The following is an 11,859-nucleotide window of genomic DNA, read 5'->3' on the forward strand; positions in this document are numbered from 1 at the left end:
TCTTAATTCTTTCAGCCGGTCCGCTTGGTGTCAAATTGACACTCGCGGGCTGACCTGCGGGAATTTCGACCACCCCGTCTCCGGGGCAACCCCTCCAACTTACTCGCTCCGAGGCCGACAAGCAAATCGATCATCAGAACCAGCGCGTTGCAAGGGGATACCGACTCAGCACACGCCAGAGCCACCCGAGAGAGGTGGTTGGTTGCGCCGCACTGCGTCGGCTTTAGAAGATTAGCAGCGCCCCAGACCACTCGGGACACCTTCCGCAACACAGAACGATCACAGCCGAACATAGACTCCCCCCGTGAGCAGGAACACGCCGCCGACGGCGAAGAGGATCCCGACTGAGCGTCTCCATCACGGCGACACCGTGATCGACGAATACGCGTGGCTGACGGACAAGGAAGATCCGGACACGGTCTCCTATCTGGAAGCCGAGAACGCGTATCTCAAACAGGAGACGGCTCACCTGGGCGACCTCCAGGAGCAGGTTTTCCAAGAGATCAAGGGCAGGACGCAGGAAACCGACCTGTCCGTGCCCAGCCGTAAGGGGGCGTGGTGGTATTTCACCCGTACGGAGGAGGGCAAGCAATACGCCGTCTCCTGCCGGGTACCCGCCACCGGCGACGAACCTCCGGAGATCCAGCCGGGCAAGGTTCTCGACCACGAGCAGGTGCTGCTGGACGGCAACGCGCTGGCCGGCGACAGCCCGTTCTTCTCGGTCGGCACCAGCGCGGTCTCCCCCGACGGCACGATGCTGGCCTACTCCACCGACTACAAGGGCGCCGAGCGCTTCACGCTGCGCTTCAAGAACCTGACCACCGGCGAGACGCTCCCCGACGAGATCGAGGACATCTTCTACGGCGGCGCCTGGTCCGCCGACGGCTCGACGTTCTTCTACACCCGGGTGGACGACGCCTGGCGCCCCCACCAGGTCTACCGCCACACCCTCGGCACCCATGACGACGTCCTGGTGTACGAGGAGTCCGACGAGCGGTTCTGGGTCGGCATCGGCCTGACCCGCAGCGAGCGCTACCTGGTCCTGGGCGCCGGCAGCAAGATCACCAGCGAGGTGCGCCTCCTGGCCGCCGACGACCCTTCCGGCGAGTTCCAGCTGGTACGCCCCCGCGAGACCGGCGTCGAATACGGCGTCGAGCACGCCGGTGACTTCTTCTACGTGCTGCACAACAAGGCCGCCGAGAACTTCGAGGTCGCCACCGCCCCGCTGGGCTCCCCCGGCGACTGGACGCCGCTGATCGAGCACCGCGAGGACACCCGCCTGCTGGAGATCGACGCCTTCGAGAACCACGCCGTGGTGCACTTCCGCCGCGAAGGTCTCACCGGCCTGCGGATCCTGCCCAAGGACGCGGACGCGTACGAGATCGACTTCCCCGAGCCTCTCTACGACGTCGGCCCCGCGGGCAACCCCGAGTTCTCCACCGGCAGGCTCCGGCTGGCCTACACCAGCATGATCACGCCGCCCAGCGTCTACGACTACGACCTGGCCACGCACGAGCTGATCCTGCTCAAGCAGCGGCCGGTGCTCGGCGGCTACGACCCGGGCGACTACGAGCAGGTCCGCGAGTGGGCCACGGCCGAGGACGGAACCCGCGTCCCGATCTCGATCGTCAAGCGCAAGGACGCAGCAAAGCCCGCCCCCACCGTCCTGTACGGCTACGGCAGCTACGAGACCTCCATCGACCCGAGCTTCTCCGTGGCCCGGCTGTCCCTGCTCGACCGCGGGTTCGTCTTCGCCATCGCGCACGTGCGCGGCGGCGGCGAGATGGGCCGCCGCTGGTACGAAGAGGGCAAGATGACCCGCAAGAAGAACACCTTCACCGACTTCGTGGCCGCCGCGAAGCACCTGAAGGCGTCGGGCTGGAGCGAGCGGGTGATCGCCAGGGGCGGTTCGGCCGGCGGCCTGCTGATGGGCGCGGTCGCGAACCTGGCTCCGGAGGAGTTCGCCGGTGTGGTGGCTGAGGTGCCGTTCGTGGACGCGCTGAACACGATCCTCGATCCGTCGCTCCCGCTGACCGTGATTGAGTGGGACGAGTGGGGCGATCCGCTGCACAACTCCGATGTCTACGCCTATATGAAGAGCTACACGCCCTACGAGAACGTGGACGGCCGGCCGTACCCGCCGATCCTCGCGATCACGAGCCTGAACGACACACGCGTCCTCTACCACGAGCCGGCGAAGTGGATCGCCAGGCTACGGGCGGTCGCGAACGGCGGGCCGTTCCTGCTGAAGACGGAGATGGGCGCCGGGCACGGCGGCCGCAGCGGACGTTACGACGCGTGGCGCGAGGAGGCGTTCGCGCTCTCCTGGATCATCGAGAGGGGCACCGCATGACCTACCAGGCCGACGAGGGCCGGTATCAGGACCGCATGCCGTACAACCGGAGCGGGCGGAGCGGGCTCAAGCTGCCCGCGGTCTCGCTGGGGTTGTGGCACAACTTCGGCGACGACCGTCCGCTGGAGAACTCGCGCTCGATCCTGCGGCGGGCCTTCGACCTGGGCGTGACGCACTTCGACCTGGCCAACAACTACGGCGTGCCATACGGCTCGGCGGAGCGCAACTTCGGGACGATCTTCGCCCAGGACTTCGCGCGCTACCGGGACGAGCTGATCATCTCGACGAAGGCCGGCTATGACATGTGGCCGGGGCCGTACGGGGAGTGGGGCTCGCGCAAGTACGTGCTGGCCAGCCTCGACCAGTCGCTCGCCCGCATGGGGCTTGACCACGTCGACGTCTTCTACAGCCACCGGCCCGATCCGCAGACGCCGTTCGAGGAGACGATGGGCGCGCTCGACCACGCGGTGCGGTCGGGGAAGGCGCTGTACGCGGGCATCTCCAACTACTCGGCCGAGCAGACCGCGCAGGCGGCCAGGATCATGCGCGAACTGGGCACGCCGCTGCTGATCCACCAGCCCTCCTACTCGATGATCAACCGGTGGATCGAGGACGGGCTGCTGGACACGCTGGAGGACGCGGGGATGGGCTGCATCGTCTACTCGCCGCTGGCGCAGGGGCTGCTGACCGACCGCTATCTGAAGGACGTGCCGGCGGACTCGCGGGCGGCGACCAGCAGGTTCCTGTCGGCCGAGCGGGCGGAGCGCGACCGGGAGCTGGCCCGCGGTCTCAACGGCATCGCCGGGCAGCGCGGCCAGACGCTCGCCCAGATGGCCCTGTCCTGGGCCATGCGCGACCCGCGGGTCACCAGCGTGCTGATCGGCGCGAGCAGCGTGAAGCAGCTGGAGGACAACGTGGCCTGCGTGAACGGCCCAGCCTTCACCGAGGACGAGCTGGCCGGAATCGACAAGCTAACTGCCCGTTAGAGAGCCTCATGCTTCTGCAGCCAGGTGAAGGCCGCCCAGCCCGGTAGGACGGGGAGCCAGAACGTGAGCAGGCGGTAGAGGAGGACGGCGGAGGTGGCCACGGCGCTGTCGACGCCGGCCACCGTGAGGCCGCCCGCGAGCGCGAGTTCGACCGCGCCCAGGCCACCCGGTGTGGGCGCGGCCGAGCCGATCGCGTTTGCGGTCAGGAAGACCACGGCGACGGCGGTGAAGGAGATGTCGCCGCCGAACGCGGAGACGCAGGCGTCGAGGCAGGTCACGAACGCGATGGTGATCATCACGGTCCCGGCGAAGCCTTCGAACATCTTCCGCGGCGACTGCAGCACGTCCAGCAGGCGCGGCAGCACGTTCGAGAAGAGTGAGCGCAGCCGTTTGGTGAGCATCCTGCGCAGCGGCGGCACGCCGAGCACGGCCACGATCAGCACCGCGACGGCCAGCATCACCAGGACCAGCCCGCGCGTGGGCGTGAACGACGTGGCGGTGTTGGACCCGGTGATGTAGGCGAACAACAGCAGCAGGCTGATGTGCGCGATCAGCATGACGAGCTGCGAGGCGCCCACGCTGGCCACGGCCGAGGCGGGCGGAATGCCGCGCTTCTGCAGGTAGCGGGTGTTGATCGCGACGGCGCCCACCGCGGGCGGCGCGACCAGCTTCACGAACGACGAGGCGAACTGCACCAGCACCGTCCGCCACAGCGGCAGCGACTCCGGCACGAACCCGCGCAGCATGAGCGCGGCGGCGATGAAGCTGACGAAGGAGGCGGCCAGCGCCAGCAGCGACCAGGCCCAGTTGGCGGTGGTGACGACGGTGACGAGGTTGACCTGGCTGAGCTGGGACAGCAGGAAGTAGGCGGCCAGCGTGCTGGCGATGATCGTGACCAGCGTGCGCGGCCGGAACCGCTCCAGCCGGATCTCCTCGATCTTGGCCTGTGGCTTGAGCGCCTCGATCTGCTCCCGGATGGCCGACAGCAGGCCCTTGTCCTTGGCCAGCGCGGATCGTGTCTGGCGGGTCAGTGCGATCTTCTGCAGCAGCGGCATCGCCCCGGCCAGCGCGTCCTCGCCCACGACGCGGGCGGCGGAGGCGACCGAGCGTTCGGCCCCGACGCGCAGCGCGAGATAGGTGAGCAGCTGGACGACGTCGAGCCGCAGCAGCAGGTCGCCGGCGGCGATCTCGCCGCTTCTGGCGTCGGTGAGCACGACCCTGCCCTCGGCGTCGACGTGGATGCTGTCGCCGGTCAGCCGCCGGTGGGCCAGTCGTTGCAGGCGCAGCAGTTCGAGCTGCTCCCAGATCTGGGCGAGCAGGTCGTCGTCGATCTCGGAGTCGGGCAGCGCGTCGAGCGGGCGGGTGCTGAGGTGCTCGTAGGCGAGGAGCGCGGCTTCGGTGCCGACCTCGCTGGTGCCGAGCAGGCGCGGGGTCGAGGCCCCCGCCGCCTGCGCGGCGTAGGCCATGAGCGCCTCGCGTTCCAGCTCCGCGCGCAGCGACCTGATCGCCCTGCGCCTGGTCTCGGAGTTAAGCCTGATGCGCCGCCACAGCCGGTACGGCAGGCCGGCCACCTGCCGGTCACGGTCGAGAACGGTGACGTCGAGGCTGCTGCCGTCGTGGAGCCCGATGGCGTAGCGGCGGCTGCCCTGATGGTCGTCTTCGATCCGCCGGGCGCTGACCGGCTGGAAGGAGAGCTTGCGCAGGGCGGCGATCACCGCGGTGCCGGGGGGCCTGGTGTTGGGGCTGCCGACGCCGTACAGCGTGCCGTAGCCGATGGCCATGCCGGCCACGATGGTCACCATCGCGCTGGGCAGCGTGAGCTGCTTGCTGGTGAACAGCGAGAGCACGTCGAGCGCGATGACCGTCCAGATCAGCGCCCGCCAGGTGGGTCTGCGTGAGATGCGTACGGCGGTGCTGTAGGCGACCACCGAGGCGAGCAGGGTGTTGAACGGCTCCACCCCCGGCCGGTTGCCGGTGAGCAGTTGCCGCAGGTCGCCCGCGGCGTCGGAGGACATGACCCATTCGCCGATGAGGAACGAGCCGACCAGGCCGATGATCGCCGCGATGAGGCCCTCGGCCACGCGCAGGCCGTCGCGGTGGAAGACGCGCTCGACCGCGAAGGCGACCGGCACGACGAGCACCGCGCCGCCGCCGAGGAAGGCGGCGACCCGGCTGAGCAGGTTGGGCACGAGGTTGGCGCCCTCGGCCACGTCGCCGGCCAGGCCGTTCAGCGTCTGCTTGGCGACCAGCGACAGCAGGACGACCGCGGCGAGCGCGAGCAGGGCGGCGATGAAGCGGAGCAGGTCGGAGGGGCGGCGCAGGCGTTGCGGCAGGAGCGGTTCGACGACGTAGACCTCCGGGTCCTTGTCGTCGGCCTCCGTTTCATGGCGCGGCTCAGCCACGGCCGGTTCCCTCTCCGAGAGGTCCGCCGCGTTGTCGCGTTCTCTGATTTCCGCCACCGTCCGCGATTCTGCACCTTCCGGGCCAGACCGTACGATCTTTGGCCTCTAGTGTCCCCAATCGTCACCTGAGTCAACGCCCCGGGTAAGGACTCGACCAGCAACGACGCGTCTAACCCCGGTCCGCGGCCAACGTTGGCATCCTCAGGCCATGATCACTCATACGATGCTGATCCTGGCCCTAGCCGCGCCGGGCGAACCGCTCGTAGATGCGGTCAAGGTGGACAACGTACTAGGACATCTCCAGGCCTTCCAAGCCATCGCTGACGCACACGGGGGCACCCGGGCAGCCGGGACACCCGGATACGACGCATCTGCAGCCTATGTGGCCGCGCGGCTGCGTGACGCGGGTTACACCGTGCGGCTTCAGCCGTTCGCCTTCGACTTCTACCGGGAGCTGGCTCCGGCGGTGGTGGAGGGCGGCGGGCGGCGGCTCGCGGGGGTCACCACGCTGAGGTACTCCGGCGGCGGCGACGTGAGCGCGGCGCCGCAGGAGGCGGGCGAGGGGTGCGCGGCCCGTGACTTCAAGGGGTTTCGCGCCGGGCGGATCGCGGTGACGCGGCGCGGGACGTGCATGTTCGAGGTGAAGGCGCGCAACGCGGCGGCCGCGGGAGCCAAGGCGCTGATCGTGGTCGACCAGAAGGGCTCCTTCGCGGGGAGCGCGGGGACGCCGCAGCCGATCCCGGTGGTGGGGGTGCCGCCGGAGGCGGGCGCCCAGGTGACCAGGCTGAAGAAGGTCCGGGTCACGACGAAGACGGTGAGCGAGGAGCGCATCACGCACAACGTGCTGGCCGAGACGCGGGGCACGGGCAAGGTGGTGATGGCCGGGGCGCACCTGGACTCGACGCCGGACGGGCCCGGCATCAACGACAACGGCTCGGGCAGCGCGGCGATCCTGGAGATCGCGCTGCGGGCGGCGCGCACGCCGTTGCGGCAGCCGGTGCGGTTCGCCTGGTGGGGGGCGGAGGAGGTGGGCCTGCTCGGGTCCGGCCATTACGTGCGGAACCTGCCGGAGACCGAGCGCAAGAAGATCGAGGCCTATCTGAACCTCGACATGATCGCCTCGCCGAACCACACGTTCGCGATCTTCGACGGTGACGACTCCGAGCGCTCGGGCGCGGGAGCGGGTCCGAAGGGCTCGGCCAGGGTGGAGCGGGCCTTCCAGCGGTATTTCCGCGAGCGCGGGCTGCCCTTCCGCGCCGCCGACCTGACGGGCCGTTCGGACTACGGGCCGTTCATGGCGGCCGGGATCGCCTCCGGCGGCTTGTTCACCGGCGGCGACGAGAAGAAGACGGAGAAGGAAGCCGGTCTGTTCGGCGGTACGGCGGGCCAACCGCTCGACAAGTGCTACCACCAGGCCTGCGACACGTTGCGGAACGTCAGTGTGAAGGCGCTGGAGGTGACGGCGGATGCGGTCGCGGCGGTCGTCAGTCGCCTGGCCGCATAACAACTCCGGGGCAACACCTTCCCCAGTAACCCCCCTTCGGAATATTTTTCACGCTATCGGGGGGATCGTTTCGTCTTTACCGAGGAGCCATATGCGTCGTCGCCTGTCCGCAGGCGTGCTGGGTGCGGCCGCGCTCGCACTCGTCACCCCCCTGGCCCTGTCCGCTCCCGCCTACGCCGACCACGGCCGCGATCCCGCCCGCCAGCTCGTCCAGGCCGTCAAGGGCAAGCACGTCGAACGCCACCTGCGCGTGCTCGACCTGATCGCCAAGGCCGGCGGCGGCACCCGCGTCTCCAGCAGCCGCGGCTACGACCTGTCGCGTGACTACGTGGCCACGCTGCTGCGTGCCGTCGGTTACAAGGTGACGGTCCAGCCGTTCGAGTTCACCTTCGACGGCTACCGGACCAAGCCCGTGCTCGAACGGCTCTCGCCCAGTCCCAAGGCTTACAAGAACGGCTTCTTCAACGACTACGTCGCGATGGGCGACTCCCCCGCGGGCGGCGTCACCGGGCAGATCCAGGCCGTGGACCTCGTGCTGCCGCCGACGCCCCAGCCGTCGTCCACCTCGGGCTGTGAGCCTGCCGACTTCGCCGGCTTCGTCCAGGGGCGGGTGGCGCTGCTGCAGCGCGGCACCTGCAACTTCGGGGTGAAGGCGAAGAACGCGCAGGACGCCGGGGCCAGTGCGGTGATCGTCCTCAACGAGGGCCAGCCCGGCCGCACCGACGTGGACCTCAACCCGGCGCTCAGCGATCCGTCGATCACCATCCCGTCCTTCTTCACGAGCTTCGCCGTGGGCTCCGACCTGGCGGCGACGCCCGGTGCCACCGTGAAGCTGAACTGGGACCCGCTGGTCGAGCAGCGCACCACCTACAACGTGATCGCCGAGTCGCGCGGCGGCCGGGCCGACAACGTCGTGATGATGGGCGCCCATCTGGACAGCGTTCAGGAGGGGCCGGGCATCAACGACAACGGCTCCGGTTCCGCCGGCGTGCTGGAGGTGGCGCTCCAGATGGCCAGGTTCCAGCCGGTCAACAAGGTGCGGTTCGGGTTCTGGGGCGCGGAGGAGTTCGGGCTGCTGGGGTCGAAGCACTATGTCGAGTCGCTGTCGCAGGAGCAGAAGAACGCGATCGGGCTCTACCTGAACTACGACATGATCGGCTCGCCGAACTTCGCGTACCACATCTACGACGGTGACGGGGATGCGTTCGGGGTGCCGGGTCCGGCCGGGTCGGCGCAGCTGGAGAAGGACTTCCAGGGGTTCTACGGCGCTCGCGGCCTGCCGTTCAAGCCGAGCGAGTTCGACGGGCGCTCGGACTACAAGGCCTTCATCGACGCCGGGATCGCCGGCGGCGGGTTGTTCACCGGGGCCGAGAAGAAGAAGACCGAGGAAGAGGCCAAGCTCTTCGGCGGTACGGCGGGCGAGCCGTACGACCCGTGCTACCACAGTGAGTGCGACACGATCGAGAACGTCGACGAGACCGCGCTGGACGTGAACTCCGACGCGGTCGCGGCCCTGGCCGCCAAGTACACCTACAGCAAGGCGGCGCTGGACGCCATCCACAAGCCGGGGGCGCCGCACACGCCGCCCGCGGCGCGGATGGCCGCCACCGCCAGCCATGACAGGGTGCCCACGGCGGCGAGCTGACGGTGCCGGAGCGCCTCGGGGCAAGCCCTGAGGCGCTCTTTCGTAAGCTGTGCGTCATGGCGGGAAATCTGCAGGTTTTGGGGGCGTGTCCGCTGGACTGCCCCGACACGTGCTCCTGGGTCGTCACCGTCGAGGACGGCAAGGCCGTCAAGATGCGCGGGAATCCCGACCAGCCGTACACGCGGGGCGCGCTCTGCGTGAAGGTCAACCGGTATCTGGAGCACACGCGGGCGGCTGACCGGATTCTCCATCCGCTGCGCCGTACCGGGCCCAAGGGGTCTGGGCAGTTCGAGCGGATCAGCTGGGACGAGGCGCTCGACGAGATCGCCACCCGGTTGCGGAGCATCGTCGACGAGCACGGCGGCGAGGCGATCTGGCCCTACAACGGCACCGGGTCGCTCGGTTACGTGCAGGGGTGCGAGGGCGTGGCGGGGCGGCGGTTCTGGAACATGCTCGGCGCCTCCCGGCACTGGCTCAACATTTGCTCCTCGGCGGGCTCCTCCGGGCTGCGGCGCGCCAACGGCACCGCGGGCGGCATGGACCCGGAGAATCTCGCGCTGTCCAAGCTGATCCTGCTCTGGGGCACGAACACGCTGACCAGCGGGCACCACCTGTGGAAGTTCATCCAGGACGCGCGGGCCGACGGCGCGCACGTGGTGGCGATCGACCCGATCAGGACGCGTACCGCCGACCAGGCCGACGAGCACATCGCGATCCGGCCGGGCACAGACGCCGTGCTGGCGCTCGGCCTGCTCAACGTGGTGCTGGCCGAGGGCACACAGGACGAGGAATACCTGGCCGCCCATACCGAGGGCTGGGATGACTTCCGCGAAGAAATCCGGAAATATCCGGTGGAACGTGTGGCCGAGATCACCGGCATCCCCGCCGCGACCGTCCACAGCCTGGGGATGAGGCTCGCCCACACCCGCCCCACCGCTATCCGCGCCACGATGGGCATCCAGCGCCACGCCGGCGGCGGAACGGCCATGCGCACGATCACCGCCATCCCCGGCGTGACCGGCGACTGGCGCCACCCGGGCGGCGGCGTGGCGTACTCGACCAGCGACCACGTGCACTTCACCATCGACACCCGCGAGGACCTGCTGGCCCGGCCGGTGCGCACGCTGGCCATGACCCGCCTGGCGGCGGAGCTGCCGTCGGTGAAGTGCCTGTTCGTCTACGGCGCCAACCCGCTCGCCTCGACCTCCGACACCAACAGGATCCGCCGCGAGATGCTGCGCGAGGACCTGTTCACGGTGGTCATGGAGCACTTCCCCACCGACACCGCCGACCACGCCGACATCGTGCTGCCCGCGACCATGCAGACCGAGCACATGGACCTGCACGCCGGCTACGGCCACCTCTACCTGCTGTGGAACGAACCCGCGGTCGCGCCGCCCGGCGAGTGCCTGTCCACGACGGAGACCTTCCGCCGCCTGGCCGAGCGCATGGGCATGACCGAGCCGTCGTTGTTCGACACGGACCTGGAGCTGGCCGAGCAGCTCCTGTCGAGCGGGCATCCGTCGCTGGAGGGCGTCACGCTCGACCGGTTGCGCAAGGAGGGATGGATGCGGATGAGCTACCCCAAGCCCTTCGCGCCCTTCGCCGGCGGCTTCCCGACCCGGTCGGGACGGCTGCGCTTCCCGCCGCCGGGCAAGGCCTACGTGCCGCCGTACTCGGCGGGCAAGGACGGGCTGACGCTGATCACCCCGGCCGCGCACACGTTCCTCAACACGGTCTTCGGCAACAACCCGGAGCTGCGCAGAAGAGCGAAGGAACCCATCGTGCTGGTCAACGCGGCCGACGCGGCGGCGCGCGGGCTGGCCGACGGCCAGCGGGTGCGCGTGCACAACGCCAACGGCGAGTTCCTGGCCGACGTGGAGATCAGTGACCGGGTGGCCGCCGGGGTCGTGGCCTCGCCCAAGGGACGCTGGCCGAAGTTCTCCCCCGGCGGCGCCGGCCCGAACGCCGTGGTGGACGAGCGCGACGCCGACATGGGCAAGGGCGCCGTCTACCACGACAACATCGTCGAGATCACGCCGGTGTGAGCGGCAGCTTGAACCCTTCGTGGGACTGGGCGTAGCCGAGTGAGCGGTAGAAGCGGTGCGCTTCCTCGCGCTGCTTGTCCGAGGTGAGCTGCACCATCACGCAGCCGCGTGCCCGGCCCTTGGCGTGCGCCCACTCCATCATCTTGCGGCCCCAGCCCTGGCCGCGCAGGTGGGCGGCGACGCGTACCGCCTCGACCTGGAGCCGGGTTGCGCCGTTGCGGGAGATTCCGGGGATGTAGGTGAGCTGCATGGTGCCGACGATCTCGCCTTTCAGCTCGGCCACGATCAGCTCGTTGTTCGGGTCGGCCTGGATGGCGGCGAAGGCGGCCTCGTGGGCGGGGCCGTACGCGCCGGTGCGCCGGGCGGCGACCGCGTCGTCGGCGATGAGGGCCACCACGGCGGGGACGTCCTCGGATCTCGCCTCGCGGAACACCAGCGACAGCACGTACTGGGAGTCCTGGAGCGACGGGTTGGACGGCAGTCCCATGACCTTGCCCGTGGGCACGAACCCCTTGCCCGCGTACAGGGCGCGGGCGGCGGTGTTCACGTCGACGGCCCAGAGCTCGACCTCCTCGGCCTGCCTGCCGCGCGCCCAGGCGATCACCTCGTCCACCAGCCGCGAGCCGACCTTGGCTCCCCTGGCCTCCGGGGCGACCCACATGGACAGCAGGTGCACGTGTTCCGGCCGCTCGGCGAGGCCGTAGACCATGCCGTGGATCGCACCGTCCGCTGTGGCGGCGAAGAACACCGAATCCGGATTCTCCAGGCGTTCGACCCATTTCTCCGCGGGGAAGGCGGCCTCGCGTTCATAGGTGGATCCGAACGCGTCGGGAGAGTCGGCGAGGGCGCGCAGCCGTACCTCGCGCAGGCGCCCGGCGTCGGCCGTGGTCAGGCGTTCAATGGTGAATTCAGGCATGTCCG

Annotated in this window: 7 protein-coding genes; 5 read left to right on the forward strand and 2 right to left on the reverse strand. The window is 69.4% G+C overall.

What is annotated here, in order from left to right; all coding sequences use genetic code 11:
- Positions 1-304 precede the first annotated feature (304 nt).
- Positions 305-2,353, forward strand: coding sequence for a S9 family peptidase (locus ACIBKY_RS40435; protein ID WP_397105476.1), 2,049 nt, complete (start codon positions 305-307; stop codon positions 2,351-2,353).
- Entirely contained in the window at positions 2,350-3,339 is a 990-nt protein-coding gene (mgrA, locus tag ACIBKY_RS40440) for an L-glyceraldehyde 3-phosphate reductase (protein WP_397105478.1), read from the forward strand. The genes ACIBKY_RS40435 and mgrA overlap by 4 nt, the downstream gene beginning before the upstream one ends.
- Here mgrA and ACIBKY_RS40445 read toward each other — a convergent pair.
- Positions 3,336-5,741 (reverse strand): YbhN family protein, encoded by a 2,406-nt coding sequence (locus ACIBKY_RS40445; protein WP_397105480.1) that lies wholly within the window; start codon positions 5,739-5,741, stop codon positions 3,336-3,338. The two genes, mgrA and ACIBKY_RS40445, sit on opposite strands and share 4 nt — an antisense overlap.
- A 208-nt stretch (positions 5,742-5,949) precedes the next feature.
- Between ACIBKY_RS40445 and ACIBKY_RS40450 the strand changes: the two genes are divergently transcribed.
- The 3 genes from ACIBKY_RS40450 (at position 5,950) to ACIBKY_RS40460 (ending at position 10,938) form a co-directional block, all read left to right on the forward strand.
- Positions 5,950-7,245 (forward strand): M28 family peptidase, encoded by a 1,296-nt coding sequence (locus tag ACIBKY_RS40450; protein WP_397105482.1) that lies wholly within the window; start codon positions 5,950-5,952, stop codon positions 7,243-7,245.
- A 91-nt stretch (positions 7,246-7,336) separates the two neighbouring features.
- Positions 7,337-8,890: a M20/M25/M40 family metallo-hydrolase gene (locus ACIBKY_RS40455; RefSeq protein ID WP_397105484.1), complete on the forward strand. Its 1,554-nt coding sequence runs from the start codon at positions 7,337-7,339 to the stop codon at positions 8,888-8,890.
- Between the two features lie 56 nt (positions 8,891-8,946).
- The gene (locus ACIBKY_RS40460; protein ID WP_397105486.1) at positions 8,947-10,938 is read left to right on the forward strand and encodes a molybdopterin-dependent oxidoreductase; all 1,992 of its coding nucleotides are present in this window, start codon (positions 8,947-8,949) and stop codon (positions 10,936-10,938) included.
- Here ACIBKY_RS40460 and ACIBKY_RS40465 read toward each other — a convergent pair.
- Positions 10,925-11,854, reverse strand: coding sequence for a GNAT family N-acetyltransferase (locus tag ACIBKY_RS40465; RefSeq protein WP_397105488.1), 930 nt, complete (start codon positions 11,852-11,854; stop codon positions 10,925-10,927). The two genes, ACIBKY_RS40460 and ACIBKY_RS40465, sit on opposite strands and share 14 nt — an antisense overlap.
- Between the last annotated feature and the right edge of the window lie 5 nt (positions 11,855-11,859).

The organism is Nonomuraea sp. NPDC050394 (assembly GCF_044459065.1).
Lineage (GTDB): Bacteria > Actinomycetota > Actinomycetes > Streptosporangiales > Streptosporangiaceae > Nonomuraea.

What these genes read in the sequence shown, in the direction of transcription:
- ACIBKY_RS40465 (WP_397105488.1), bottom strand. Translation starts at nt 11,854, where the DNA reads ATGCCTGAATTCACCATTGAACGCCTGACCACGGCCGACGCCGGGCGC.
- ACIBKY_RS40455 (WP_397105484.1), top strand. Translation starts at nt 7,337, where the DNA reads ATGCGTCGTCGCCTGTCCGCAGGCGTGCTGGGTGCGGCCGCGCTCGCA.
- mgrA (WP_397105478.1), top strand. Translation starts at nt 2,350, where the DNA reads ATGACCTACCAGGCCGACGAGGGCCGGTATCAGGACCGCATGCCGTAC.
- ACIBKY_RS40460 (WP_397105486.1), top strand. Translation starts at nt 8,947, where the DNA reads ATGGCGGGAAATCTGCAGGTTTTGGGGGCGTGTCCGCTGGACTGCCCC.
- ACIBKY_RS40450 (WP_397105482.1), top strand. Translation starts at nt 5,950, where the DNA reads ATGATCACTCATACGATGCTGATCCTGGCCCTAGCCGCGCCGGGCGAA.